The sequence below is a fragment of the Acidithiobacillus sp. HP-11 genome (genome assembly GCF_015100075.1).
In the GTDB taxonomy this organism is placed as follows: Bacteria; Pseudomonadota; Gammaproteobacteria; order Acidithiobacillales; family Acidithiobacillaceae; genus Acidithiobacillus; species Acidithiobacillus thiooxidans.
This window is the reverse complement of the sequence record NZ_JACKYY010000032.1, coordinates 1-25,538: the sequence shown is the minus strand read 5'-3', so window position 1 is coordinate 25,538 and position 25,538 is coordinate 1. Positions and strand designations below refer to the sequence as shown.

General features: G+C 54.6%; 26 protein-coding genes, 1 tRNA gene and 1 pseudogene. 24 read left to right on the top strand and 4 right to left on the bottom strand.

All coding sequences use genetic code 11. From position 1 onward, the window contains the following. From truA to H7F08_RS10170, 17 genes are all read left to right on the top strand, one after another. Window positions 1-828: a tRNA pseudouridine(38-40) synthase TruA gene (gene truA, locus H7F08_RS10250; RefSeq protein ID WP_010642093.1), complete on the top strand. Its 828-nt coding sequence runs from the start codon at window positions 1-3 to the stop codon at window positions 826-828. 71 nt (window positions 829-899) lie between these two features. Then, window positions 900-1,511, top strand: coding sequence for a phosphoribosylanthranilate isomerase (locus H7F08_RS10245; protein ID WP_193640511.1), 612 nt, complete (start codon window positions 900-902; stop codon window positions 1,509-1,511). Between the two features lie 9 nt (window positions 1,512-1,520). Continuing rightward, complete coding sequence (gene trpB, locus H7F08_RS10240; RefSeq protein ID WP_010642088.1) at window positions 1,521-2,720, top strand: tryptophan synthase subunit beta; 1,200 nt, start codon at window positions 1,521-1,523, stop codon at window positions 2,718-2,720. After that, complete coding sequence (gene trpA / locus H7F08_RS10235; protein WP_193640510.1) at window positions 2,717-3,532, top strand: tryptophan synthase subunit alpha; 816 nt, start codon at window positions 2,717-2,719, stop codon at window positions 3,530-3,532. Before trpB ends, trpA begins: the two co-directional genes overlap by 4 nt. Further along, a complete protein-coding gene (gene accD / locus H7F08_RS10230) occupies window positions 3,529-4,413 on the top strand; it encodes an acetyl-CoA carboxylase, carboxyltransferase subunit beta (protein WP_193640509.1) in 885 nt (294 codons plus the stop codon). The genes trpA and accD overlap by 4 nt, the downstream gene beginning before the upstream one ends. Before the next feature lie 9 nt (window positions 4,414-4,422). Next, window positions 4,423-5,715 carry a bifunctional folylpolyglutamate synthase/dihydrofolate synthase gene (locus H7F08_RS10225; RefSeq protein ID WP_193640508.1) on the top strand — a complete coding sequence of 431 codons (1,293 nt, stop codon included), beginning with the start codon at window positions 4,423-4,425 and terminating at the stop codon, window positions 5,713-5,715. After that, the gene (locus H7F08_RS10220; protein WP_010642080.1) at window positions 5,691-6,209 is read left to right on the top strand and encodes a CvpA family protein; all 519 of its coding nucleotides are present in this window, start codon (window positions 5,691-5,693) and stop codon (window positions 6,207-6,209) included. Before H7F08_RS10225 ends, H7F08_RS10220 begins: the two co-directional genes overlap by 25 nt. Next, a complete protein-coding gene (gene purF / locus H7F08_RS10215; RefSeq protein ID WP_193640507.1) occupies window positions 6,199-7,644 on the top strand; it encodes an amidophosphoribosyltransferase in 1,446 nt (481 codons plus the stop codon). Before H7F08_RS10220 ends, purF begins: the two co-directional genes overlap by 11 nt. Beyond that, entirely contained in the window at window positions 7,641-8,858 is a 1,218-nt protein-coding gene (locus H7F08_RS10210; protein ID WP_024894243.1) for an O-succinylhomoserine sulfhydrylase, read from the top strand. Before purF ends, H7F08_RS10210 begins: the two co-directional genes overlap by 4 nt. 63 nt (window positions 8,859-8,921) lie before the next feature. Beyond that, a complete protein-coding gene (locus H7F08_RS10205) occupies window positions 8,922-9,515 on the top strand; it encodes a CBS domain-containing protein (protein ID WP_193640506.1) in 594 nt (197 codons plus the stop codon). 41 nt (window positions 9,516-9,556) lie between these two features. Beyond that, complete coding sequence (locus tag H7F08_RS10200) at window positions 9,557-10,882, top strand: hemolysin family protein (RefSeq protein WP_010642076.1); 1,326 nt, start codon at window positions 9,557-9,559, stop codon at window positions 10,880-10,882. Window positions 10,883-10,894: 12 nt separating this feature from the next. Then, on the top strand, window positions 10,895-11,938 hold the full coding sequence (gene queA / locus H7F08_RS10195) for a tRNA preQ1(34) S-adenosylmethionine ribosyltransferase-isomerase QueA (RefSeq protein ID WP_193640505.1): 1,044 nt from the start codon (window positions 10,895-10,897) through the stop codon (window positions 11,936-11,938). Next, window positions 11,938-13,053, top strand: a complete 1,116-nt coding sequence (gene tgt / locus H7F08_RS10190; protein WP_193640504.1) for a tRNA guanosine(34) transglycosylase Tgt — start codon at window positions 11,938-11,940, stop codon at window positions 13,051-13,053. Before queA ends, tgt begins: the two co-directional genes overlap by 1 nt. 41 nt (window positions 13,054-13,094) lie before the next feature. Continuing rightward, on the top strand, window positions 13,095-13,430 hold the full coding sequence (yajC, locus tag H7F08_RS10185) for a preprotein translocase subunit YajC (protein WP_193640503.1): 336 nt from the start codon (window positions 13,095-13,097) through the stop codon (window positions 13,428-13,430). Between the two features lie 9 nt (window positions 13,431-13,439). Continuing rightward, entirely contained in the window at window positions 13,440-15,224 is a 1,785-nt protein-coding gene (secD, locus tag H7F08_RS10180; RefSeq protein ID WP_081577332.1) for a protein translocase subunit SecD, read from the top strand. Between the two features lie 9 nt (window positions 15,225-15,233). Further along, complete coding sequence (secF, locus tag H7F08_RS10175; protein WP_024894237.1) at window positions 15,234-16,184, top strand: protein translocase subunit SecF; 951 nt, start codon at window positions 15,234-15,236, stop codon at window positions 16,182-16,184. A 91-nt stretch (window positions 16,185-16,275) separates the two neighbouring features. Further along, window positions 16,276-16,367, top strand: a tRNA-Ser gene (locus tag H7F08_RS10170). Between the two features lie 336 nt (window positions 16,368-16,703). On the opposite strand, the gene H7F08_RS10165 is transcribed toward H7F08_RS10170, so the two are convergent. Then, window positions 16,704-17,384, bottom strand: a complete 681-nt coding sequence (locus H7F08_RS10165) for a hypothetical protein (RefSeq protein WP_075323036.1) — start codon at window positions 17,382-17,384, stop codon at window positions 16,704-16,706. A 224-nt stretch (window positions 17,385-17,608) separates the two neighbouring features. Here H7F08_RS10165 and H7F08_RS10160 point away from each other — a divergent pair, with 224 nt between their 5' ends. The 3 genes from H7F08_RS10160 (at window position 17,609) to H7F08_RS10150 (ending at window position 18,767) form a co-directional block, all read left to right on the top strand. Continuing rightward, complete coding sequence (locus H7F08_RS10160; RefSeq protein ID WP_142086958.1) at window positions 17,609-17,848, top strand: ribbon-helix-helix domain-containing protein; 240 nt, start codon at window positions 17,609-17,611, stop codon at window positions 17,846-17,848. Beyond that, window positions 17,848-18,213, top strand: a complete 366-nt coding sequence (locus tag H7F08_RS10155; protein WP_226842753.1) for a type II toxin-antitoxin system PemK/MazF family toxin — start codon at window positions 17,848-17,850, stop codon at window positions 18,211-18,213. The genes H7F08_RS10160 and H7F08_RS10155 overlap by 1 nt, the downstream gene beginning before the upstream one ends. 104 nt (window positions 18,214-18,317) lie before the next feature. Beyond that, window positions 18,318-18,767, top strand: coding sequence for a nucleotidyltransferase family protein (locus tag H7F08_RS10150; protein ID WP_193640502.1), 450 nt, complete (start codon window positions 18,318-18,320; stop codon window positions 18,765-18,767). A gap of 167 nt (window positions 18,768-18,934) precedes the next feature. Here H7F08_RS10150 and H7F08_RS10145 read toward each other — a convergent pair whose 3' ends face one another. Then, window positions 18,935-19,429, bottom strand: coding sequence for a tetratricopeptide repeat protein (locus H7F08_RS10145; protein ID WP_193640501.1), 495 nt, complete (start codon window positions 19,427-19,429; stop codon window positions 18,935-18,937). Between the two features lie 316 nt (window positions 19,430-19,745). Here H7F08_RS10145 and H7F08_RS15740 point away from each other — a divergent pair, with 316 nt between their 5' ends. The 4 genes from H7F08_RS15740 (at window position 19,746) to H7F08_RS10125 (ending at window position 22,833) form a co-directional block, all read left to right on the top strand. Beyond that, entirely contained in the window at window positions 19,746-20,273 is a 528-nt protein-coding gene (locus H7F08_RS15740) for a prepilin-type N-terminal cleavage/methylation domain-containing protein (RefSeq protein WP_193640500.1), read from the top strand. Between the two features lie 99 nt (window positions 20,274-20,372). Then, complete coding sequence (locus tag H7F08_RS10135; protein ID WP_193640499.1) at window positions 20,373-20,894, top strand: prepilin-type N-terminal cleavage/methylation domain-containing protein; 522 nt, start codon at window positions 20,373-20,375, stop codon at window positions 20,892-20,894. Window positions 20,895-20,912: 18 nt separating this feature from the next. Then, window positions 20,913-21,128, top strand: a complete 216-nt coding sequence (locus H7F08_RS10130) for a hypothetical protein (RefSeq protein WP_193640498.1) — start codon at window positions 20,913-20,915, stop codon at window positions 21,126-21,128. 19 nt (window positions 21,129-21,147) lie between these two features. Continuing rightward, the gene (locus tag H7F08_RS10125; RefSeq protein ID WP_193640497.1) at window positions 21,148-22,833 is read left to right on the top strand and encodes a diguanylate cyclase; all 1,686 of its coding nucleotides are present in this window, start codon (window positions 21,148-21,150) and stop codon (window positions 22,831-22,833) included. A 184-nt stretch (window positions 22,834-23,017) separates the two neighbouring features. Here the strand turns inward: H7F08_RS10125 and H7F08_RS10120 are convergent, their stop codons facing one another. Then, entirely contained in the window at window positions 23,018-24,514 is a 1,497-nt protein-coding gene (locus tag H7F08_RS10120) for a tetratricopeptide repeat protein (protein WP_193640496.1), read from the bottom strand. Further along, window positions 24,511-25,281 (bottom strand): annotated as a pseudogene (locus tag H7F08_RS10115) (glycosyltransferase family 2 protein); the annotation flags it as partial. The pseudogene H7F08_RS10115 and the gene H7F08_RS10120, both read right to left, overlap by 4 nt. Window positions 25,282-25,538: the final 257 nt, after the last annotated feature.

Sequence of the window (25,538 nt, the reverse complement as noted above, 5' to 3'; positions counted from 1 at the left end):
TTGTCCCCTGACGTTCTGGCAGATACCCCAAGGCCCGGCATACGCTGGGCCTTGGGCGTTGAATATGATGGCAACGGTTTTTGTGGCTGGCAGCGTCAGTTGGGTCAGGCCAGCGTGCAGCAGTCTCTGGAGGAGGCCCTCAGTCGTCTGGCCGGGACGGCTATTCCGGTCACTGTGGCAGGGCGGACCGATACGGGCGTGCACGCGCTGTGCCAGGTGGTCCATTTTGATGCACCCGTGCAGCGTTCTGCAGAATCCTGGCTGCGGGCCACCAATACTTACCTTCCAGATGGCGTGGCAGTGCGCTGGGCGCAGCCGGTATCAGCGCATTTTCATGCCCGATTTTCGGCAACGGCCAGACGCTATCGCTACGTGATTTTAAATCGCCGGGAAAAATCGGCGTTATGGCGCCATCACACCGCCTGGGTGTACAGTCCGCTAGCCATTGAACCCATGCAGGTGGCGGCGGACTTGCTACTGGGTACCCATGATTTTTCTGCTTTTCGGGCTTCATCGTGTCAGGCCAATAGTCCTGTACGCAGTTTACATCGCCTGACGGTCAGCCAGCGTGGTGACCTGATTAGTATTGATGCCGAAGCCAATGGATTTTTGCACCATATGGTGCGTAACCTTGCGGGCGTTTTGATAGCCATTGGCCGTGGCGATCAGTCTCCACAATGGGCCGCAGAAGTCCTTGCCAGCCGGGATCGTTGTCAGGCCGGAGTCACCGCCCCGCCTGGAGGCCTCTATTTTGTTGCACCGCGCTATCCGGATGAATTCGCTTTGCCCGTCGATGCGGTGGATCCCGGTTTTCTGACGGGTACTTGAAGGCCTGCCATCTAGCATCAGTAATAGCTGTGGATGTGGGTTTATCCCGATGGCAGTGTTAGAATGCGCTGATGATACGGGCGAAAATATGTGGCATAACGCATGTGGGTGATGCTCTAGCGGCGGCACGAGTTGGCGCAGATGCCATTGGCCTGGTGTTTTATGAAAAAAGCCCGCGTGCGGTATCAGTTTCCCAGGCTCGGGAGATACTTCAGGCATTACCCCCTTTTGTGAGTTCGGTCGGACTTTTTGTTAATGCTGATCCGGCTGGCATAGAAAGGGTTCTGGATGACTGTCTATTGGATACTCTCCAGTTTCATGGAGATGAAACGCCTGATTTCTGTCGGCGTTTTGGCCGTCCCTATCTAAAAGCCTTGCGTGTCTCAGGAGAAGAAGACTTGCGCCGCCCGGTTGATGATTATTTTGACGCTCAGGGCTTGTTGCTGGATTGTGCGGTAGCTGGACACTGGGGTGGTTCCGGACAGAGTTTTGCCTGGTGGAAACTGCCGGACTTGGGCAAACCGCTGATTCTGGCGGGTGGTTTGCGTGCCGACAATGTGCAGGAAGCCATCCGCGTGGCTTGCCCTTATGCGGTGGATGTCAGCAGTGGCGTAGAGCAGTCGCCGGGTATCAAGGATCATGACAAAATGGCGGAGTTTATGGCCCAACTGCAAGGGTTTTGAGGAGAGAATATGGACAACTACGAACTTCCGGATGCAACGGGACATTATGGACCTTATGGCGGGCGTTTTGTGGCGGAGACGCTGATTCCGGCACTGGATGAATTAAACCAGGCTTATCAGGAAGCTCAGGCTGATCCCGAGTTTCGCGCAGAATTACACAGTGAGTTGCGGCAGTTTGTCGGGCGTCCCAATCCTCTGTACCACGCCGAGCGCATCTCCCGCAGACTGGGTGGTGCCCAGATTTATCTGAAACGGGAAGACCTGAATCATACGGGCGCGCATAAAATCAATAATGCCGTGGGACAGGCATTATTGGCCCGGCGCATGGGCAAAAAGCGGGTCATTGCGGAAACGGGAGCCGGGCAACATGGCGTGGCTACTGCGACGGTAGCTACCCGTTATGGTATGGAATGTCTGGTGTATATGGGTGAAGAAGATATTCAGCGGCAATCCAGCAATGTTTTCCGGATGCGTTTGCTGGGTGCACAGGTGGCGGCCGTAACCAGTGGCACCCGCACGCTGAAAGACGCGCTCAATGAAGCCCTGCGCGACTGGGTCACCCATGTGGATAATACGTTTTATGTTATTGGTACCGTAGCAGGCCCCCATCCTTACCCTGCCATGGTCCGGGATTTTCATCGTGTTATTGGTGATGAAGCGCGGGCGCAGTGTCTGGAGCTGACCGGACGTTTGCCGGACGTGTGCGTCGCCTGTGTGGGCGGCGGCAGTAATGCCATCGGCCTGTTTTACCCGTTCATCAATGACCAGTCAGTGCGTCTGATCGGGGTGGAGGCGGGGGGGCTGGGCCTGAGTACCGGCCAGCATGCTGCACCACTGACCACGGGGCGCCCGGGGGTGTTGCATGGTAATCGCACTTATCTCATGGAAGATGAAGACGGCCAGATTCTGCCCACCCACTCGATCTCGGCAGGGCTGGATTATCCGGGAGTAGGACCGGAGCACGCCTACCTGAAAGACATTGGTCGTGCTGAATATGTGGCAGCGACAGATCAGGAAGCCTTGCAGGCCTTTCACGAACTGTGCCGCACGGAAGGCATCATTCCGGCCCTGGAGACCTCCCATGCCCTGGCCCATGCCTTTGCCATCGCGCCCGGCATGCGCTCAGATCAAACCATTATCGTCAATTTATCGGGCCGGGGTGACAAGGATATTCACACGGTTGCGGCTCTGGAGGGTATTCATTTATGAGTCGTCTAGCGGCCATGTTTGCGCAGTTGCAGCAGAAAAATCGGGCGGCCCTTATCCCTTTTATCACCGCCGGCGATCCTTCCCTGACGGCAACCGTGCCCCTCATGCATGCCCTGGTAGAATCCGGAGCGGATGCGATTGAGTTGGGCATGCCCTTTTCCGATCCCATGGCAGATGGACCCAGTATTCAGCGGGCCAGTGAGCGCGCCCTCGGGCGTGGCGTCAAGTTGCGGATGGTACTGGAATGGGTCCGCGAATTCCGGCGCAGTAATCAACAGACACCGGTCATCCTCATGGGTTATCTGAATCCGCTCGAAGCCATGGGCATGGCGACCTTTGCGGAGTTGGCGGTAGGGGCTGGCGTGGATGGGGTTATCATTGTCGATCTCACCCCCGAAGAGGGCCGCGAGGAATCCGCCCTGCTCAAGGCCCGTGGCGTGGACCCCATTTTTCTGCTGGCTCCCACCAGTGGCGCGGCGCGGGTGCAGACGGTCCGCGAACTGGGCAGCGGTTTTGTTTACTATGTTTCCTTGCGGGGCATTACCGGGGCTGCGCAGTCTGACTGGCCCGAGGTCCTCAAACGGGTTGGTGAATTGCGCCGGGAATTGGCTTTGCCAGTTGCCATCGGTTTTGGAATTCGTGATGCCGAGACAGTGACCCGGGTTGCCCAAGGTGCGGATGCCGTAGTGGTAGGCAGTGCCCTGGTCGAACAACTGGCCGATTGCAGCAATGATCAGGTAGCCGTTCAGGTGGCCAAAAACTTTATTCAAGCGTTGGCGGGTGCCGTACAAAAACCCCGGAGTGTTCAATGAGCTGGTTTGACCGGGTATTACCCCCCAAAATCAAGAAAAACCCTAATCCAGAGCCGCAAGCGGCGGAAAACAAGCGCACGGTACCCGAAGGGCTTTGGTCCAAGTGCCCCACCTGCCAAACGGTTTTGTATCGTACCGAGCTGGAAGAAAATCTGTTTGTCTGTCCCAATTGTGGTCATCATCAGCGCATTACGGCCCGGCAGCGTCTGGATTTTTTCCTGGATGCAGAACCGCGCCTGGAAATTGCCAAGGAATATGTCCCCGTTGATCCCCTGCGTTTCAAAGATCAGAAGCGCTACAAGGAGCGTTTGCAGGAAGCCCAGACCAAGACCGGTGAAAAAGATGCTTTGGTGGTCATGCGCGGCCTGCTGCATGGGCGTCCGGTGGTTGCTGCCGCTTTTGCTTTTGAATTCATGGGGGGGAGCATGGGTTCGGTGGTCGGCGCCCGTTTTGCCCGGGCCGCAGAAACCGCCCTGGTAGATCGCTGTCCATTGGTCTGTTTTTCAGCCAGTGGCGGTGCCCGGATGCAGGAAGGTCTGCTGTCACTGATGCAGATGGCCAAAACCTCGGCAGCCGTTGAACGCCTGGCCAAGGCCGGACTGCCTTTTATTTCGGTGCTGACGGACCCCACCATGGGCGGGGTTTCTGCCAGCCTCGCGACCCTGGGCGACGTGCTGATTGCCGAGCCCAAGGCCCTCATTGGCTTTGCGGGGCCACGCGTCATCGAACAGACGATCCGCGAAAAGCTGCCGGTTGGCTTTCAGCGTTCGGAGTATTTGCTGGAACACGGGGCTATTGACCAGATTGTGGATCGCCGCCAGTTGCGCACGGTGATCGGTGAAATACTGGGAATGCTGACCCAGTCCAGCAGCAAATCCTAGGAGCTGATTGTGCTGCAGAGCAGGGCGTTGACGGATGCCCTCAGTGATCAGGTGATTCGCATGGCCGGCCCGCCGGAACGGATTGTCCTGGGTCTGGAGCGTATGCGGACGGCCATGGCTTTGCTGGATTTGCCTGCGCGTTTGCCGATGCCGGTCATTACCGTGGCCGGTACTAATGGCAAGGGTTCTACGGTGGCTTGTCTGGAGACTTTTTATCGACAGGCCGGTTACCGGGTTGCCGCCTATACCAGCCCGCATATCTGGTCGTTTAACGAACGTCTGCGGCTGAATGGCACATCTGCTCCGATGTCCGACTGGGACGCTGCACTGGATGACATTGCGGCCGTTGCCGGAAGCATTGCCCTGACCTTTTTTGAAATCACGACCCTGGCTGCAGTGAAAATTCTCTGTGCGGCGCAGGTGGATCTGGCCATACTGGAGGTCGGACTGGGTGGGCGACTGGACGCTGTCAACGCTTTTGATCCGGACTGCAGCGTGCTGACTACGGTAGATCTGGATCATCAGGACTGGCTGGGCCCGGATCGACTGTCCATCGGTCGGGAAAAATCCGGAATTTTTCGGCCCGATGTGCCGGCTCTCTACGGAGATGCTGCAAATCCCTGCGCCTCCGTGCTGGAAACAGCAGCGCAACATCAGGTGCCGTTACAATTACTCGGTCGGGATTTCGACTTTGATGCACAGGCCCGCCGTTGGTGGGGATTTGGCCAGACCCTGGCAATACCGGAACCGCTCTGGCCCGCTGCTGCGCAATGGCAGAACCTGGCCCTCGCCCTGGCCGCCGTCTGGTTTTTGCAAAAAAAATTACCCGTTTCCGCTGCGGCATTGAGCCATTGGTCAATCCGGCCAGATTTGCCGGGCAGGGCACAGATGTTACGGCCTTGGGGAGAAAACGGTCCGCGTCTGATTGTTGATGTCGCCCACAATCCTCAGGCAGTGGCACAATTGGCAACGCTGTTGGAGGGCCAGGGCGGGCGCTGCCATGCCGTAGTGGCCATGCTCGCCGATAAAGATGTTGCAGGTACCCTGAAAAACTTGCTCAGGCGTGTAGAAGTCTGGCATGTTCTGGAAATAACCGATACGCCACGTGCCGCCAGTGCTGCCAGTCTGCAGAAATGTTTGTGGGAAATGGGCGCTGCTCATGTGGAAATTGAGGAAAACATGCAAACCGCTCTTGATGCACTGGGTTCCGTTTTGACAGCCGATGACAGCATTGTCTGCTTCGGATCATTTCATCTGGTCAAGCAGTTGCCCCGGCAATGGCTGGACGGTACCAGCGTGTGAATTACTGGCTGGATATTGTCGTTGTCGGACTGGTCGTATTATCCGCCCTGTGGGGACTGTTTCGGGGCATGGTTCGCGAATTTTTTTCATTGGCGGCCTGGGTTGGTGGATTTTATGTAGCCTGGACCTGGGGGGGGAGCTGGCTGGCGCCCCAGTTGTCCCATGATATTCCTGTCGGATGGCGGGTACCCTTAGCTTCTTTTATCCTGTTTTTTGGCTGTCTGGTAGTTGGAACCCTGTGCGCTTTTGTGGTGCGTAAGTTATTATACGGCATTGGCTTTGGAGCCACCGACCGGTTTCTGGGCACTTTTTTCGGATTCCTGCGGGGCTTGGTGCTGATCGCCATTCTGGTCACATTGGTACAATCTTCGGATTTGTCCCATGAGTCCTGGTGGAAAAACTCCTGGCTGGCGCAGGAGCCCATAAAACACTGGTCACAATCGTTGACGGCGCCAGCCGTGTCCTATTTGGAGTCGCAGAAAATTGCACACTGAACGTTGGGAAGAACAATTGATAGAAGATGATCATTTCCATGATGAATGTGGAGTGATCGGCGTTTTCGGGCATCCGGAAGCCGCCAATCTGACTTATCTGGGGCTTTACGCCCTGCAACATCGTGGTCAGGAATCTGCCGGTATTGTTTCGGAAGATCAGGGCAAGTTATTTGTCCAGCGCGGTATGGGACGGGTGGCGGATGTGTTTGGTCTGGAACAGATCAGCCAGCTGCCCGGCGAGCAGGCCATTGGTCATGTGCGTTATTCCACGGCGGGCGGTTCTGTGCTCAGGAATACTCAGCCGATTTTTATCAATTACCGGCACGGTGCTTTTGCCGTCGGGCATAATGGTAATCTGGTCAATGCCGATGAATTACGTCTTCGGCTGGAACAGGAAGGCGCTATTTTCCATACGGATATGGACACGGAAGTCATCGTCCACCTGCTGGCGCGAGTACCCGGAGAAGATCCCGGAACCCGTCTTGCTGCGGCATTGAAACAAGTGTCGGGTGCCTATTCCCTGGTCTGCCTGACCGAAACCCGCCTGATCGGCGTGCGCGACCCCATGGGTTTTCGTCCCCTGGTTCTCGGTCGTCTGATTGATTCCGGGGGGTTTGTGCTGGCTTCCGAAACCTGCGCCCTAGATTTGATGGGTGCTGAATTTGTCCGGGATATTGAGCCCGGCGAACTCATCATTATTTCCAAGGAGGGCATCGAAAGCCGCAGGCCTTTTGCCCCCGTCGAACGCAGAATGTGTGTGTTTGAATACATTTATTTTGCGCGCCCCGATAGCGTTCTGGATGGCACCCATGTGTATTCGGCGCGTAAGCAGATTGGCAGGGCCCTTGCCCATCTGCACCCGCGCGAGGCTGATTTGGTGGTGCCCGTGCCGGACTCTGGTGTTGCTGCGGCCATGGGTTATGCAGAAGCTTCCGGTCTCCCCTTTGAACTGGGCCTGATCCGTAATCATTATGTCGGCCGCACCTTTATTCAGCCCGCCCAGCGTGGCCGCGATTTTGGCGTCAAGGTCAAGCTCAATGCCCAACCCAATATTCTCCGTGGTAAACGCGTCATTCTGGTGGATGACTCGATTGTGCGCGGCACCACCAGCGCCAAAATTGTCAACCTGGTGCGCGCTGCCGGGGCCCGTGAAGTGCATTTTCTGGTCAGTTCACCACCAACGACGGGGCCCTGTTATTACGGTATTGATACTCCGGACCGCTCCCAATTGATTGCTGCCCAGCATAGTATTGAGGAAGTGCGGAAAATCATCGGGGCGGACAGTTTGGGCTATATCAGTCTGGACGCCCTCTACGAAGCGGTAGGTGCGCGCACTCAGGGATTTTGTGATGCCTGTTTCAGTGACGACTATCCTTTGCCTACCCCTGAAGGACATGGCTCCCGTCAGTTGCACCTGCTCAAGGAGGTGAAATGAGTTCAGAAAATCAGGATGCGGCTTGGACTGCGCAATTGCGTCCGGAAACCCTCGCTATTCGTTCGGGCATTCATCGAACCCAGGAACAGGAACATAGCGAAGCCATTTTCCCGACTTCCAGTTTTGTATTCGACTCCGCTGAAGAAGCGGCCGAGCGTTTCGCCGGGCGAGTCCCGGGAAATATTTACGCGCGTTTTACCAATCCGACGGTGCGCACTTTTGAAGAGCGTCTGGCAGCCCTGGAGGGTGCTGAGGCTTGTGTGGCGACCGCTTCAGGGATGGCCGCCTGCATGACGGCCTTCATGGGGTTATTGAAGGCCGGCGATCATATTGTCGCATCGCGTTCCATTTTCGGGACGACGGTACAGTTTCTCAGCAGCATTCTCGGACGTTTCGGGGTGGAAACCACCTTTGTGCCCCTGGCGGATTTAGAGGCCTGGAAAGCCGCCATTCGTCCGGAAACCCGCTTGCTGTTTCTGGAAACCCCTTCCAATCCCCTGACGGAGATTGGCGATATGGCGGCTTTGGCCGATCTGGCGCATCAACACGACGCCTGGCTGGTAGTAGATAATTGTTTCTGTACGCCGATACTTCAGCAACCCCTCCGGTTTGGGGCCGATCTGGTGTTACATTCTGCCACCAAATATCTGGACGGGCAGGGCCGGACTCTGGGTGGTGCCGTGTGCGGCAGTAACGCCCTGTTGAATAATGGGCCCCGCAATTTTGTGCGCACAGCTGGCCCCAGCCTGAGTCCGTTTAATGCCTGGGTGCAGCTTAAAGGGCTGGAAACGCTGGCTTTGCGCATGGAAAAGCATTGTCAGAACGCCCAGCAAATGGCCGAGTGGCTGGACAACCGTCCGGAAGTGGAACAGGTGTATTTCCCAGGCCTGAAAACGCATCCGCAATATGCCCTGGCCGCGCAGCAACAAAAGCGTCCAGGTGCCATCCTCTCCTTTGATCTGAAAGGTGGGCAGGCAGCAGCCTGGGCTTTCGTCAATGGCCTGCGTCTGCTTTCCCTGACCGCCAATCTGGGGGATGCCAAAACCACCATCACCCACCCGGCCAGCACAACCCATAGCCGGGTCAGTCCTGAAGCCCGGGCTGCTGCCGGCGTTGGCGATGGTTTGCTGCGCATCAGTGTCGGTCTGGAACATGTAGATGATCTACGGGATGATTTGCTACGAGGTTTTGCAGCCGCAAATAGCGCTGTCTGATTTGCGCTATGCTGTGTTTACAGAGAGTTGTTTCCCTATCATTAAACTGACGGAGAAAAAGAGATGACAAGATTCCGTGCCTTACAACGTTACCGCCTCCAGCCGGATACCCGCATTTGTCTGTTTGATAATGGTTTGCCCCTGAGTCTCAAGCCGGAAGACTCCGCACTGAATAGTATGACGGATCTGCGCCGCGTCCCGGCTGCATCCACCAAGCCGGAGTCCACTATTGATCAGGCCATGCAGCGCATGATTCATGTGGGCGTGCGCCTGTTATTTGTTCTGGATGATTTGGGGACCCTGGTCGGCTTGATTACGGCCCGGGATATCATGGGGGAAAAGCCGGTTCGGCTGGCTGCAGAAGACCATATCGCCCGTGATGACATCAAGGTCCAGAATATCATGGTGCCCCTTGGACAAATTGATGTGCTGGATTTTCCCGAGGTAGAACGCTCCACTGTAGGGGATATTGTCCTCACCTTGCGCAAGGCGGGTCGTCAGCATGCCCTGGTGCGTGAGGAAACCACGCATGGATTTGAAATACGTGGAATTTTTTCCATAAGCCAGATTGCCCGGCAGCTGGGTGTAACCCTGCAAAGTAATGATGTGGTGCAAAGTTTTGCGGGTTTGGAGCAACTCATCGCCAGTGATGACTAAACACATTCCGAGCAAAGTGCTGCAGGTGGGGGTCTGCCCCGGTGACTGAAGCAAACGGGCTGCTACTGGCAGCCCTCCTGATTTTTCTCAATGGTTTTTTTGTGGCGGCCGAATTTGCCCTGGTCCGCCTGCGCAGCACCCATGCGCGTACTCTGGCCCAGGAACATGGGCTGCGTGGGCGCATTCTGGTGCGGATGCATGCGCGTCTGGATGCTTATCTTTCGGCCACGCAACTGGGCATTACCTTTGCCTCCCTAGGCATTGGCTGGATTGGTGAGCCCGCCATGGCGCATCTACTGGAGCCGGTGTTCCGGTTTTTCGGGGTTCGGGACCCGGCTCTGCTCCATTCACTAGCGCTGGCAGTAGGCTTCGCCCTGGTTTCATTCGTGGTTATTGTGATTGGCGAGTTGGTACCTAAATCCCTGGCCATTCGTAAAGTCGAAGCCGTTTCCCTGTGGACGGGCGCTCCGCTCTACGCCTTCTATTGGCTGATGTACCCCGCCATTTTTGTTCTCAATGGGGCAACACGCATGGTGCTGCGCCTGTTCGCCCTGCGTCTGGATCAGCATGCCGGTGATGCGCCGCATTCCCGGGATGAACTGGCGATGATTCTTGCCCTCAGCCAGGCTCAGGGAACCCTGGGTCAGCGCACCGGTGATATTCTCGACCGCACGCTGGACTTCAATGAATTGACAGCCGGTGATTTGATGCGTCCCGCAGCAGACATGATCTGCCTGATGCGCGAAGAGAGTTCCGAAGAAACCCGGGCAATGATGTTGCGCCATCGTTTTACCCGTTACCCGGTTTGCGAGGGCGACCGCCAGCATGTGATCGGTCTGCTGCATGTGAAAGACGCTTTTGCGCAGATGGCGCGCCATGATAATCTGGGCGATCTCAAAAGTCTTTTACGTCCCTTGCCTTCGGTCAATAAAGCCATGCCCGCCATGGACCTGCTGAGCCATTTTCGTTCCGGTCATCCGCATTTTGCGCTGGTGGTGGATGACCTTGGCACAATCACCGGTTTTGTGACGCTGGATCATGTTCTGGAAAGCCTCCTCGGCGTCATCCCCGACGAATTCCGCCATCAGCGCAAGGAGTGGCAGCGACGCCTGGATGGTAGCTGGGTGGGTTCAGGAAGCCTGTCCCTCTATTCCCTGGAGCGTTGTCTGGATCGGGATATTGACGAAGATGCAGCAGATACCATCGGTGGGCTGGTCATGCGCCAACTGGACAGGGTTCCGGAAGAAGGCGAAAGAGTAGTGTTTCCCGATTTTGATGTTCTGGTATTGCGCAAAAAAGGCCCGCGTATTACCCAGGTGCAAGTCATCCCGCATCCTGATAATGATGAGTCGGACTGGTTTTCCTGAAAAAGAGACAAGATGCTGAAAAGTGATTTTACCTACGATTTGCCCCCGGAACTCATTGCCCAGGAGCCACTGGCAGAGCGCAGCGCCTCGCGGATGCTGGTGCTTGATGGTAATTCCGGGCACTGGCAGGATAGCTGGATTCGCGCCTTGCCAGAATACCTCAATCCGGGTGACTTGCTGATTCTCAATGATACCCGGGTGCTACCGGCGCGCCTGCATGCCCGCAAGGAAACCGGTGGCGCCGTCGAGTTGTTGCTGGATCGCCTGCTGGGGGAGGATGAAGGCTGGTTTCTGGCCAAATCCTCCAAAGCCTTGCGACCCGGCATGATGTTACAACTGGCGCAGGGCGATCGTGCAGAGGTGCTGGAAAAAGACGGGATGGATGTCCGCCTGCGTCTTCACCAGGCCTCCTGGCTGGCGGTGCTGGAATCTGAGGGAAGCATGCCGTTGCCCCCCTACATTCACCGTGCTCCCGAAGCCCGTGATCAGGAACGTTACCAGACAGTCTATGCCGATAAACCGGGGGCAGTCGCCGCACCAACGGCCGGACTGCATTTTGATCAGGGCTTACTGGAGGCGTTGGATGCCCGAGGCGTGGAGCGCCGTTTTGTGACCCTGCATGTGGGGGCGGGGACTTTTTTGCCGGTCCGCAGCGAGCAGGTTCAAGAACATCAGATGCATGCCGAAACCCTGATTGTTTCCCCGGACACCGTGGCAGCCATCACAGCTACCAAAGCCCGGGGCGGACGGGTGATTGCGGTAGGGACAACAGCCTGCCGGGCACTGGAAACCGCCGGACAGGACGGCACCTTGCGTCCTTACGTGGGTGAAACCCGCCTGTTTTTGTATCCCGGCAAAAAATTTCAGGTGATTGATGCACTGCTGACCAATTTCCACTTGCCCGAGTCCACGCTGCTGATGCTGGTTTGTGCTTTTGCCGGTACTGAATGTATGCTCGCCGCCTATCAGCATGCGGTTGCCGCCCGCTATCGTTTTTTCAGTTATGGAGATGCCATGTTCATTACCCCTGCAGCGCTTTCGCGGTGCTTGCCCTGATGGGTATTTTTGAATGTCTGGCCAGGGATGGTGCAGCCCGGCGCGGTATTGTCCACTTGCCCCGGGGAGATATTCAAACGCCGGCATTCATGCCGGTAGGGACCTATGGCACCGTCAAGGCCATGGCCCCGGAAGAACTGAAAGCCATCGGTGCGGACATCATTCTCGGTAACACCTTTCATCTTTTTCTGCGTCCGGGGCTGGAAGTCATCACTGCCCTCGGCGGCCTGCATAAAATGATGCACTGGGACCGCCCCATCCTGACCGATTCTGGCGGCTTTCAGGTGTTCAGTCTCGGGGCCCTGCGCAAACTCCGTGAAGCGGGTGTGGAATTTCGTGCGCCTACGGATGGTCACAAGGTTTTTCTCGGACCGGAAGAGTCCATGCACATTCAGGCCGTGCTGGGTTCGGATATCGCCATGGTTTTTGATGAATGCACGCCGCATCCGGCGACCTACGAGGAAGCACGGGTCAGCATGGAACTCTCCCTGCGCTGGGCGGCACGTTCCCGTCGGGCTTATCAGGGTCCCGGTCAGTTGTTTGGCATTGTCCAGGGTGGAATGTATGGCGATTTACGTCAGCGTTCTCTGGAAGGTTTGCAGAAACTGGATTTTCCGGGCTTGGCCGTGGGTGGACTTTCGGTGGGTGAAAGCAAGGCCGAGATGACGGAGGTACTGGAAAATCTCATGCCGCAGATGCCTACCGACCGACCCCGCTACCTGATGGGTGTGGGCACGCCGGAAGATCTGGTAGAGGGGGTGTACCGGGGCGTGGATATGTTTGATTGTGTCATGCCGACCCGGAATGCCCGCAATGGCTGGCTGTTTACGCGCAACGGCATTCTCAAGCTCCGTAACGCCAGTTACGAAAAAGATCCGCTTCCCCCGGATCCGGAATGCAGCTGCTATACCTGCAGCAATTACAGCCGGGCTTATTTGCGGCATCTGCAGCGTAGCCATGAAATATTGGGCGCGCGCCTGAATACCCAACATAACCTCCATTACTATCAGGAGCTCATGGCGGGGCTACGCGAGGCTATTGTCCAGGGCCGTCTGGAGGCCTTCCGAAAGGAATTTTATCAACGTCGTACCGCGAGTTCCCTCATTGACGCCTAAAGGCTACAATGGGCGCCCGCAAACCTGATCAGGAGTGAATAATGAGTTTTTCACCGATTGCCAATGCCTATGCCGGAACTGCAGCCGGTGGTGGTTCAGACTCTGGACTGATCATGATTGTCTATATTCTGGTCTTCGGGGCAATTATCTATTTTATGATGATTCGTCCGCAGATGAGAAAATCCAAGGAACAACGCCAGCTCATGGCTTCCATCTCCAAGGGGGATGAAGTGGTTACCGTCGGCGGCCTCGCCGGGCGCGTCATGCAACTGGGCGACGAATACTTGCACCTTGAAGTCGCTGAAGGGGTTACCGTAAAAGTCCAGAAGGCGGCGGTCACCTTGTTGCTTCCCAAAGGGACTCTGAAAAAACTTTAAGGCCTGTTCATGACCCGTTATCCGTGGTGGAAGTACCTGATCATTCTCCTGGTTGTCATACCTGCGCTGCTTTATGCACTGCCCAATTTTTACGGTTGGCATGCTGCCGTGGAAGTCCGCGCCCCGATCGGAACGATCATTCCGCCCGTAACGACCCTGCAAGGCTGGCTCCAGGACGCCAAAATTCCGGTGAGCAGCGTCCGTAGTGATGCCCAGGGCAGCACATTCTTTTTTCCCAACGACAATGCCCAGGGGCTGGCCGAAACTTTGTTGCAGAATAAGCTTCCGGCCAACGCCCAGGTGATTCTGTCGCAAATGTCCGCCGAGCCCGACTGGCTGAAATCCGTAGGGGGCAAGCCCGTAAACCTCGGACTGGATTTGCGCGGCGGTGTATATTTGCTCCTGCGCGTGGATACCGATGCGGTCATCAAACACGCTTTGGAGCAGGATAGTGGCAGCCTGCGCACTTTTCTGCGTCACAAGGATCTGCAATATCTGGCTGTGAATACTACGGGGCCTGATGCTCTGGCCATCGAAATGGCCAGTCCGGCTTTGGCTGTGGAAGCGCAAAAAGTGATTGCCCAGCAATACCCCGATTATGCCGTCACCGTACAACCCAAGGGCATAATCGACGTCACCATCACGCCCGATGCCGCCAAGAAAATGAAAGACGACGCCTTACAACAGGCCATTGTGGTGATTCGTAACCGTATTGACGAACTGGGCGTATCTGAGCCGGTGATTCAGCGCCAGGGCGTTGAGCATATTGCCGTGCAGCTTCCCGGTGTTCAGGATACCCAGCGTGCCAAATCGATCATTGGTTCTACGGCCCAGCTGGAATTCAAGATGGTGGATGATCAGGCCAACATGGCAGATGCCCTCAAGGGCCAACTTCCGCCGGGAACCGCCCTGTATTATGGTCTGCATAATTCACCCTATGTGTTGTATACCGATACGGTGCTGACGGGTCGTTATCTCAGTAATGCCAGTGCTGGCGTGGATAACAATAACGGCGAATCTATTATCAACGTCAGTTTCAATAATGCCGGTACCCGGATTTTTGGCGATCTGACCAGCAAAAATGTCGGCAAGCGCATGGCCATTCTGCTCGATAACAAGGTGGTTACGGCGCCGGTGATTCGTGAAGCCATCACGGGCGGCAGAGCCCAGATCACGGGTTTTGCCAATCTCAAAGCCGCCAGCAATGCCGCCATTGAACTGCGGGCAGGTGCATTACCTGCGCCGGTTCACATTTCCGAGGAGCGCACGGTTGGTCCTACTCTGGGGCAGGATTCCATTCATGATGGTGTCATGGCGGTGGTGTTCGGCATGATTTTCGTGGTGGCCTTCATGACCATTTACTATCGGGCTTTTGGTCTGATTGCCGATCTGGCCATTCTGGTCAATATTCTCGCCATTCTGGCCGTGCTTTCCCTGATGGGCGGCACCCTGACTCTGCCGGGTATTGCGGGTATTGTTCTGAAAATCGGTCTTGCCGTCGATGCGAACGTGCTGGTATTTGAACGGATCCGCGAAGAACTGCGCCATGGCATGAGTGTCCGTGCCGCCATTGATGCCGGGTTCAAAAAAGCCTTTGCCACCATTGTGGACTCCAATATTACGGTGTTGATCGCCGCGCTGGTGCTCTTCCAGTTTGGTACCGGTGCCATCAAGGGATTTGCCCTGGTGCTGACTATCGGGGTCATTACCTCCATGTTTACTGCGACCATGATGAGTCGCGGTATTATCGAACGCGTCCTCGGTAAGCGGCGCATTCAAAAACTGTATATCTGAGGCCGCATCATGGAATTATTCAAAGCCCGTACCCATGTGGATTTCATGTCGAGGCGCCGGATATTCCTCGGAATATCCGCCTTGTTGATTGTCGCCTCAGTAGTCGTATTTTTTGTGCGTGGGCTAAACTACAGTATTGATTTTACGGGTGGTACTTTGGTGGAGCTGGCCTTCAGCAAAACCCCGGATTTAGGCGCAGTGCGCGGTACCCTGACCACTGCCGGTTTTCATAATGTGGTGGTGCAAACCTTTGGTGGCGATCGTGATCTGTTGATTCGTCTGCGTACCCAGCCGGGCGAAAGCAGCGCCGTCGGCACCAAAATTCTTCAGGTATTCCAGAAAAATCAGACGGCTTATCCCGACGTGCAATTACGTCGCACCGAATACGTGGGCCCGGAAGTCGGCAAGGAACTGCGCAATAAGGGCATCATGGCCCTGATTATTGTCACCCTGGGTATTTTGATTTATGTCGGTTTCCGTTTTGAATGGCGTTTTGCTGTGGGTGGGGTATTGGCCATGCTCCATGATCCCATTCTGGTAGTAGGATTTTTTGCCATCACCCAGGAAGAATTCTCGCTGACAGTTATTGCGGCTTTGTTGGTGATCATGGGTTACTCGCTCAATGATACCGTGGTGGTGTTTGACCGGATGCGTGAAGATCTGCGCGCCTCCCGAAGTGGCGACGTCGCGCAGGTTTTTAACGTGGCCATTAATGAAACCCTGTCGAGAACAGTCATCACCAGTTTTATTACCTTCATGGTGGCCCTCTCCCTGTTTCTGTTCGGGGGACCGGTGATTCATGGTTTTGCTACCGCCCTGGTAATTGGCGTTGTGGTCGGTACCTATTCCTCCATTTTTGTTGCCAGTCCTATTGCCTTATGGCTGGGACTTAAGCGCGAGCATGTTCTCAAACGCCAGTTCATCAGCTCCAAAGACCGTAATGATGGAGCACGTTTGTAAGTTCAGGCCGGACCTCATGGCAAGCAGCGGCTGAAACAGGTTATACAAAGACTTGCCGAAGACTGCACGAAAGCTTAATGTATGCCTCCACGGAGAGGTACCGAAGTGGCCATAACGGCGCCGACTCGAAATCGGATGGGGGTTAATAGCCCCACGTGGGTTCGAATCCCACCCTCTCCGCCAATAAAAACAACGAATTACACAAAAAACCGCGCTTTGCTTATGACCTGTTGAAACCAGTCCGCTTTCTCACTTTTTTGTGCCATATCCAACGGGCGACTTTTCACATCTCCGGAACATCGAACAACACCAAAGGTATTGCGCCCCACTGGATTTCGGCCAATCAATTTCAGCTGTGCAAAAGGATCGTTGACTCGCAACCGCCGGGAATCCGGCAGCCGCAGTGCAGGGCACCCCCAGCGGGTGCCCTGCAGGCCGCTAGATAACTAGCCTGAAAAATGCCATTGTAACTATATGGAAGGTTAGGATAGTGATGCCCTTTGACCTGAGTTGCTGGGTTTACTGATTTGTGGAAAATGGATCAAAAGAGTCGACTACGGTCACCTTAGAGCCAGTACTCGCCAAGGACTTTCTGACGTTGCCGAAGGTGTCTTCAATAAACTGGGATGGAGAACCAAGCCCTACCGCCTTGGTAAATAATCCTCCTAATTCTGCACCCAGTACATTAGGATTTGAGGAGAAACCAGATTGGCTGGTGTATGAGCCGACGGCATCAGCCTGATATCCGCCTTTGTATGGGTAAAGGCAAAATGTGTAAGTCGCGTTTTTGCCATACTTGGAATAGCTGTTATCTGCACCCCGCGCGATCACTGATGCTCCAGGACAACTTACAATACTGGGCAGGACAGCCCCAGACATCGCTGCAATGGCAGACAATCCGCCCATGCCTGACATTTGAGACATCTGGCTATTTTGAAAACGACCGGGTTGATCGGGCAACGGATAGGGGGGTGGATTCTCCTGAACGGCAGCTCCTGACAAATATTCCTTTGTACCAGACACAAAAGCATTGACAACATCCTGATATGAAACATTAGTTGGGGTTTTCACGTCATAGACGACGTAAGCCATTTTTGTGGTAGTGGTTGGCGTCGTGGTGGCACACCCAGAAAGTAGAATAGTGGAAAACAGAGCTCCAAGGGTGATGGACAGAACAACACGTTGCTGCTTTATAAACATAAATTTTCCTTTTTAAATCTAGTCAGCAAGATAGATATGCCATGATGGTTGCGTTTACGCTATGACGGTTTATCAACGAGAACAACACGTCATGAACTACTTATATAGATGGAACTGATGGGATTTCAAGATGGTCCTGCGGACTGCTAGCCGCCAAGGTTACGGAGGTGCCCTTTTTCCGGAACCATGCGTCATATGTGTGTAAACATTCAAATGGGGGCATCATGAGCACCGTGCGCTGGAATCTTGCCGTGTCGGCAGACACGGATCAGTCCGTCCGCATGTTCCTTGCATCGCAAGGCGGCGGGCGCAAGGGCGACCTGTCGCGTTTCATCGAGCAGGCGGTACGTAGCTACATCTTCGAGCGTACTGTTGAAGAGGCCAAGGCGGCAAACGCAAACGTGAGCGAGGCCGACTTGACCGCTATCGTGAACGAAGCTGTGCAATGGGCGCGTGAGCACTGATGCGGGTCGTCCTGGATACCAACGTGCTGCTCAGCGCATTGCTGTCGCCGCACGGTTGGCCGGACGCCATCTATCGCGCGTGGCAGAAGGATCGGCATCGGGTTGTGGTTATTACACCGACCGAAATTAACAAACTCGGTCTGGTTACCTGCGTGCCTATCACCAGTGGCGGCAATCATGCCAGACAAAACGGTTTGACCGTGGTCATTGCGGGACACGACACGACCGGTGTTGCCGTCTGCAATCAGATGCGCACCTTCGATCTCAGCGCCAGAGCTGGTGAAGTAAAATACATTGAAACTCTGGACCAGCAAACGACGCGCGAAATCATCAACCGGGTAACCAGTATCATAGATCCGGGGTAACTGATTATTTCACAAGCATTTTTTGAACTATTGCCTGAATACTGAATGGCATCTATTATTCTTGATTCAGTGCGTTTTGCACACTCACAAGCTGCGGGATGTTTATGATTTCAAGCGAAGTTCGGCAATGGCTCAATCAGGGGCAGGCCCGCATTCGTGAAACTGTCAATGCGGCATCCGATTGTCGTATGTCTGCCGCAAAGACGCTTTTAGTCCCGGCACTCATCAAGCGCATAGGGTCAACGCGCATATGGGTATTTGGTTCTGTTGCCCGCAGAGAAGCCCCAGAGAATTCTGATATTGATATTTTTGTGGAATGCGATGGAACCGTGGCGCAATTACCTTGGTCCAAACGCCAGGATGCAATTTCTGATCTGCTCAAGATGGTAAGGAAGCAAGGCTTTACATGGGGCTGCGATATTATTGTTTGGTCAACAGAAGAAGTACGCCTGGGAACCAAAATATCTGAACCCATGATAGAAACCATAAAAAAGGAAGGGGTGTTAATATATGAGCGACCAGGAAAGAATACAGCGGTCCATTCAGTGGTTTGAACTGGCGCAAGCCGATCTGGAAGCCGCCCGCATTGAACAAGCTGTGGGCTTTTCAGCCAGGGGCCGCTTGAAAATCGTTGATAGCCTCTTGACCACTTATGGGCTGAGGAAGCAAGTAAGCGGCTAGCTGCTTATCGACGTGGCGAACAAGGAACCAAGGTCTATTCCTAAACCTCAAACCCCAGCGCGCGCAATTTGCCCTGGGCCAGACTATGCCCCAGGGCGGCGGCGCTGCCCAGCCAGCGCAGGCCGAGGCCCTGGTTTTTGTCTACGCCCTGACCGTTGAAATAGCAGGTCGATAAAAAGTCCATGGCATCCGCGTGGCCTTTTTTGGCGGCGGCCTCAAAGCAGTTGGCGGCAATGCTGTACTCGCCGGACCAGAAAAAATAAATGCCGACCTCATTCAGGGCTTGCGCATCGCCGCTGTCGGCCTGTAGCACACAACCCACAAAGGCCTGCAGCAGACAGTGCGCCTCCTTGGCGGCGAGGCTGCTCAGGTCCACCTGCCGCAGCACCCCGCTGGGCACCTGCGCACTCGGTAACTGCCGCCCGGCGATGGCGCCAGAATCCAGCCAGTTATGAATGGTCCGCACCGTTTTACCGGTGAGCAAGGCGGCCATTTGCGGGCTGATGAAAGCACTGGACGAACCGGATGCAGCCATAAGACTTCCTTTCTGCAGGTTTTATTTCATCGATTTTAATGGAAAAGCGAAAAGCTTTCATCGATTTTCGATGAAGGCATGGTGGGATTTCATCGGATTGGGATGAAACGTGGGGCAAATTTTGGCAGAGGGCTTTTATTGTGCGTCGTCATCGCCCTATCATTCAGGTCTTAATATATCTCTAAAACAAATGGTTGATAGTGCTGTGGCGCTGTGAACAGGCAAATTTCTGATGCTGGCATGGTTAGTGCTTTGTTAGACGCAGTGCAGCGCCTCTTGGCGTTGCCGAACTTCTTACCACACAAGGAGCATCCTCATGAGCATGTTAGTCAAAAAGGCGCAGGCCAGCGCCGAAGCCGGTTTCACCCTTATCGAACTGATGATCGTCATTGCCATCATCGGCATTCTGGCGGCCATCGCCATTCCGCAGTATGAGCAGTACATCGTGACTTCCAAAGCAACAACGATTACACAGGATTTTCATCAGATGATTACTCAAGGCACTGCAGCAGTCGCTGCTGCGGCGGCGGGCCAAACGACTTCTATTTCAGCACCTGGCGGCACTGGCGCTAATGCAACGACTGGAACTGTTGACGGATACAATTTCAATATAACTAGCACTCTCCCTGTCTCATCCACTAATAGCACTTTTGTAGTGGCGTTGACACCTAGTGGAGCCTCTTCGAGCCTTCAAACTGCAGTTGGTGCAGCGCTGAGCTCCATGAACTTGCAAGGTTCTGGAACTGCCGGCTCTGGACAAAGCACAAGTAGTGTAAGCGGTTGTAATAGCGGATCAAGCTGCACCGTAACCATAGATTCTAACGGGGGTATTTCTTTTAGCTAATCCTTGCCCTTCCGCAGCCCTTCGGGGCTGCACCTTTCGGACAGTGCTCTGATCCCTATCTCAAGAACAATTTCAGAACCCTCTCGGAAAGGTCATCCCATGCCCAGCCCCATAATAAAACTCCAGAAGAACAGCGGCTTCACCCTCATCGAACTGATGATTGTTATTGCGATCATCGGGATTCTGGCGGCCATTGCGATACCGCAATATTTTGCGTACATCGAAACGGCCAAGGCGCAGACAGTATCGGGCAATCTGAAAATGGCGGTGGATGCAGTCACCAATGCTTTTGCCGCCAGTAACAATAATGTGACCACGGACATTTACAACACCCTGAACGGACAATCTGCCCATGATGTGGCCGACCCGGTGTATGGCTCAGGCACACCGGCTTTTGTTGTGCCATCCAGTAACCAAAAAAGCCAATGCGGTCAGGTATTGATTGATGCGGCCACCATCAGTCAGGCAGGACCTCAACAAGTGACCGTCATGGTCAGCATAACGGGCTGCAGTGGCAATCTCGGTACCGCTATTGCCAACGCCTGCAGTGCCGAAGGATTCATTCACGCCGCGACAAGCAGCGGCGTCATCATCACCCAAAACGGGAAAGTCACCCCGTAAACTCACAGGAGAACGACCATGAACGCCCATCATCCGCAACAGCGTATCAATGAGCTCCAGCAATTGCGCCATCGTCTGCTCAGTCGCCGCGAACAACGCGGTGCCGCCACCGCGACCATCGACATGGAATTGAATGTCGTGCGCAGTGAATTGCAGGCCCTCTATGCCATGCAGCGCGATCAAAAACCCGCCAATCAGCGGATACCCGTCACCCACGGCCTGAAAATGGCCTGATCGTCGCGGGCTGCGGCGCTTGGCGCACCGTCCTGCCTGGCAGGGCGGAGGGTCGCTGGCTGCCTATCCCCTGATCTACGGCCCTTCGCGCATGTCCCGTGATGCTCCTGATCCGCGCCCCAAAAACGGCCCCTGGCGCCGGGTCTGGGCGCGTCTGGGCTGGGGTGGGGGGTTGCCTGCGGGTGCTTCGGCTGCGGCCCATAGCCGCCTCGAACAATATCTGGCTTTCAGCAAGGCCGTCGGGCAGGTCATGGAACACACCGATCAGGAGTCCATCCTGCTGGAGTCCCTGTGTACCCTGGCTGTGGAATGTACCCCCGTCACCCTGGCCTGGGTCTGCCGGGTAGAGCCGGACAATTCCCTGCATACCCTGGCGAATGCCGGAGATACCGCCTATTTGGACAGCTTTGCCGAAAGACGCAGCGGCCTGCCCGCCGACCATGGCCCGCTGTTCCGGGTCTGGCAGGAACAACAGGCCCTGTTTAATGAACCCTTCTCAGAAGGCCCCCTGCGCAGGGCCTGGCAGCAAAATACCCGTCCCTATCAGTTACGCTCCATGGCGGTGCTGCCCATTCACCGTGACCACCAGCCCTGGGCGCTGCTGGTGCTGTATGACCGGGATCAACGGGGTTTCCCGCAAGACTGTCAGGTGGTGCTGGAGGGCATCGCCCGCCGGGTGAGTGAAGCCCTGGAAGACTGGATAGGCATACTCCGCGAACGGGTCGCGCGCGAACACCAGCTGTTGCTGGGTACGGCCCTGCAAGCCGCAGAAGAGGGGGTGGTGCTGACCGATGCCGACCGGCGCATTCTGTATGTGAATGCCAGCTTTTCCCGTATGACCGGTTATACCCTGGCGGAAATCAGCCGCTTCGGGCTGCATCATCTGCAAGGCCCGCGTACCGACCCCCGGACCCTGACCGAAATTGACGAGGCGCTTTGTGGTCAGGGATTTTTTAACGGCCGCCTGCTCAATTACCGCCGCGATGGTCAGACGTTCTGGAATCATTTAAGCATTATCCCTATTTACCAGCGTACTGGAGCCATCAGCCATTATGTGGGTATTCAGCGCGATGTGACCGCCGAATGGCTGGCCCGCGAACAGCTGGAATACGAAGCCTGCCATGACCGCCTGACGGGTTTGGGTAACCGGCGCGCCCTCATGGACCAGGTGGCCGTTACCTTACCCCGCGTCCAGCGCGGCCACGACGCTCTGGCCATCTGCATGATCGACCTGGATCATTTCAAACCCATCAATGATCTTTACGGCCACGAGGCGGGGGACCATGTGTTGCGCGTAGTGGGCCGCCGCCTGCACGCCGCCCTGCGCCGCAGCGACTATGTGGCGCGTCTGGGTGGGGATGAATTTGTGCTGCTGATTGAAGGCTTCAACAACTTCGAGGAACTGGAAATGATTCTGGTCAAAATCGAAGTCGTCATCAATGAACCGATTCATCTCAAATCCGGCGTGGTGGTGGGCGTGCGCCTGAGTATGGGCGTGTGCCTGTCCAACAGTGTTTACGCCGACGATTTCGAGACCCTGCTGCGCTATGCCGACCAGGCCCTGTATCGCGCCAAGGCCAACAAACGGCAGCGCACCCGTTACTGGGAGCTGTGCGTGATGGAAGAGAATGCCGACGAAACCACCCGTAAATCGTCCAGTGCGGACCCCGTATCGGTAAACAGGAGCGATGCAGATGAAAGTTGAGCGGTATGAAGCGCAGAACCTCAGAACAAAGTGAAATAACGGCGCTGATTCAGAACACTTCCCGGACCCTGCTGGAACGCATCGAAGGTATTCGGAATATTTCCAGAATACCAGGGAGCTGCTGGAAAAAGTGGGTAGGCAAATTGGATCCCACAGACATCTGGTTCACTACTCAGGATTGCGCTTAAAACGGTATGGTCAGGTTGGCCCCCACGTAACTCCGATGATAGCCTGGGCCTCCTCCGTAAGCGCTGGCTACCTGAGAATAACCACCGGTGAGGCTGAACTGTAAATATTTTGAAACTATGCCGGTAATGGTGCCGTAAAAGTCAGTGATGGGCGTGGTGACGCCATTTATGGTCTGGTCTCCATACCCGGCGTACAGGCGCATCACCGAGTATGGAGAGAATTTCTGCACATAAATAATATAACCTAATGCTTCCCTGTAGTGATGGGGGCTGAAATATGCGTTTCTTTGTCTTGGTTTCCCCAAGGAGTCAATATATGGAATTTGCAAAGGCGTTCCGCTGGTATATGCCCTGAAATATCCCTGAACTCCAAGACTGATAGGCAAACTGCTAAAACTATAAAACTCAGGAGTAACACGAACGACTACTCCGTCACGCTGGTTGCCATCGCTAAAAGCCTGATGAAAATAAGCGGCACCCACAGTGCCAATATTCCTGAGACGCCCGAAGCCCCCCAAACTGACTGTATTGATGAGAATTTTGTTGGCCACGGCAGTAACCGTACGAATCGGTTGTTGATCAAAGCTGAGATTGAGGCCCCAGGAATCGCTGGGTTGATAATTCAGCTGCCCGTCAAGTCTTCCAAATGTCCAGTTTCTGGCGGTGCTGACTCCGCCAAGTATGCTGTAATTCCAGTTGGTATTGATTGGCGCAGACCAGCCACCTTCCACGGTCGAAATGCCAATCTGACCATTGCTGTCATTGATTTGCGTTTGGCGAAAGCCAGCATACCACATGGTGGGGCTGAGGCTGTTGTCACCGGGGCCGTCGCCGGGAATGGTAACCCCGGCTTGGTAGATTTGATTGATGTTGTGGTCGCTATCGCTGCTGTACTGATAGCCCACGTTAATACGATCATGCAAAGGATAGTATACAAAATCTGAAGTTTGCCGGAAAAGTTGCGCCTGCCATTGGGGTCCAGGGTAAACCCCATGGGGTGCGGCCAGGTTCAGATGTTTCTGGGCTACCGTATCCCAACTCAGTAAAGCGCTGGCAATGGCAGATTGTAATTGCGGGTCGGCACCCATGCTGCGAACCGGTTTTAAAATATCATAAGCTTCTCTGGGGCGCCCCAAATTGATCAGTGCTCTGGCGAGACCTACGCGCATGGTTTTTTGGTCTTCAGGGCTATGGGCGATGGAGATGCCCTTGGAATAAGCGCTTTCTGCTTCGTGAGAATTACCGACCCAGAGTGCGGCATAACCAAGACCAGACAGGGCGGCAAGCTGATCATCATGGTATTTGTCGGGATGGCGATTGATTTCATTTCTGGCTTTACGAAAATAAGACAAAGCCAAATCAGGATGTTCCTGGGTCAAAGCCTGACGCCCGAGTCGGATATCTTGTCCCGGGTCGGCGACCGCAACGGTGGTACCACAAAAAAACATCAGCCCACCAATGACCACCACGATTTGAATAGGGTTTTTTTTCACTTGGTACCCCATTTTTTTCTCAGGCTTAACAATTCTGAACCATATCCGGCAAGAGAGGCTGGAGACATAAGTAATTGCGAAAGAAATACATAAAGAAACATACCACGAAGATTTTTGCGAATGTGTATTCCGCGTTCTTTAAACATGGTGCTTTGTACTGAGAAAATCACGACGTTATTCAGTGCTGCCAAAGGTAAAAGCAAGAGGGTTATTGGCCCTGCAAGCAGGAAAAATCCAAAGCACGCAGCAATAAGCCCCGGGATAAAAAACAAAAGGTAACTAATGTCCAGCCATGGAAATAACATATTCATAAAAACGAACTGCAGAGTTATTCTTCTTTTTAAAAAAATGCCAGGATGTGCCCGTATTGCTTCAAACATGCCGCGTGCCCAGCGCTGACGTTGCTGAAAAAGCTGTTTATAGGTTTCAGGTACGTTGGTAAATACAATAGCATTTTCAGCATAGCCAATCCGGTAACCCTGCTTGAGCAATCCCCAGGACAAGACAATATCTTCCCCGACACAAGGAGCCCATCCGCCCATTTCCTTGACCAGGTCACGCTGGTACAAGGAGAATGCGCCCTGCGCAACCAGCGTGCCCTGATAAAGACTTTGAACTCTTTTAACTACCGCAATGCCATGGAAATAATCCCATTCCTGCACTCTGGTAACCCATGATTTTCTTGAATTGCGTACCGCAATGGCTCCAGCAACTGCAGCAGTACCCTCTGGATCTCCAAGGTATCGACCCACAATGTATTTTAAGGCGTCTTTGTAGAGAAAACTAAAGTTTCACCGTTTTTCCGCGAGGAAAATCGGCATGGTTAACAAAAATGTCGGTCATTAAATATTATTATTTATCTATGAATTATACTTATTTTGGCGCTATTTTGTTACCCTATTTTTCTTGTTTTATTTATTGTGAATCAGCCAGATAACGATGAATAGAACCGCCTTCCGTGATATAATGAGTGATCGTTAACGCTCTGATTATAAACTGTCTCTTATACACATCTCCGAGCCCA

Excerpts from the sequence above, each read along its gene's own strand:
- H7F08_RS10245 (WP_193640511.1), top strand. The coding sequence starts at position 900 with ATGATACGGGCGAAAATATGTGGCATAACGCATGTGGGTGATGCTCTA.
- trpB (WP_010642088.1), top strand. The coding sequence starts at position 1,521 with ATGGACAACTACGAACTTCCGGATGCAACGGGACATTATGGACCTTAT.
- trpA (WP_193640510.1), top strand. The coding sequence starts at position 2,717 with ATGAGTCGTCTAGCGGCCATGTTTGCGCAGTTGCAGCAGAAAAATCGG.
- accD (WP_193640509.1), top strand. The coding sequence starts at position 3,529 with ATGAGCTGGTTTGACCGGGTATTACCCCCCAAAATCAAGAAAAACCCT.
- H7F08_RS10220 (WP_010642080.1), top strand. The coding sequence starts at position 5,691 with ATGGCTGGACGGTACCAGCGTGTGAATTACTGGCTGGATATTGTCGTT.
- H7F08_RS10210 (WP_024894243.1), top strand. The coding sequence starts at position 7,641 with ATGAGTTCAGAAAATCAGGATGCGGCTTGGACTGCGCAATTGCGTCCG.
- H7F08_RS10205 (WP_193640506.1), top strand. The coding sequence starts at position 8,922 with ATGACAAGATTCCGTGCCTTACAACGTTACCGCCTCCAGCCGGATACC.
- queA (WP_193640505.1), top strand. The coding sequence starts at position 10,895 with ATGCTGAAAAGTGATTTTACCTACGATTTGCCCCCGGAACTCATTGCC.
- tgt (WP_193640504.1), top strand. The coding sequence starts at position 11,938 with ATGGGTATTTTTGAATGTCTGGCCAGGGATGGTGCAGCCCGGCGCGGT.
- yajC (WP_193640503.1), top strand. The coding sequence starts at position 13,095 with ATGAGTTTTTCACCGATTGCCAATGCCTATGCCGGAACTGCAGCCGGT.
- secD (WP_081577332.1), top strand. The coding sequence starts at position 13,440 with ATGACCCGTTATCCGTGGTGGAAGTACCTGATCATTCTCCTGGTTGTC.
- secF (WP_024894237.1), top strand. The coding sequence starts at position 15,234 with ATGGAATTATTCAAAGCCCGTACCCATGTGGATTTCATGTCGAGGCGC.
- H7F08_RS10165 (WP_075323036.1), bottom strand. The coding sequence starts at position 17,384 with ATGTTTATAAAGCAGCAACGTGTTGTTCTGTCCATCACCCTTGGAGCT.
- H7F08_RS10160 (WP_142086958.1), top strand. The coding sequence starts at position 17,609 with ATGAGCACCGTGCGCTGGAATCTTGCCGTGTCGGCAGACACGGATCAG.
- H7F08_RS10155 (WP_226842753.1), top strand. The coding sequence starts at position 17,848 with ATGCGGGTCGTCCTGGATACCAACGTGCTGCTCAGCGCATTGCTGTCG.
- H7F08_RS10150 (WP_193640502.1), top strand. The coding sequence starts at position 18,318 with ATGATTTCAAGCGAAGTTCGGCAATGGCTCAATCAGGGGCAGGCCCGC.
- H7F08_RS10145 (WP_193640501.1), bottom strand. The coding sequence starts at position 19,429 with ATGGCTGCATCCGGTTCGTCCAGTGCTTTCATCAGCCCGCAAATGGCC.
- H7F08_RS15740 (WP_193640500.1), top strand. The coding sequence starts at position 19,746 with ATGAGCATGTTAGTCAAAAAGGCGCAGGCCAGCGCCGAAGCCGGTTTC.
- H7F08_RS10135 (WP_193640499.1), top strand. The coding sequence starts at position 20,373 with ATGCCCAGCCCCATAATAAAACTCCAGAAGAACAGCGGCTTCACCCTC.
- H7F08_RS10130 (WP_193640498.1), top strand. The coding sequence starts at position 20,913 with ATGAACGCCCATCATCCGCAACAGCGTATCAATGAGCTCCAGCAATTG.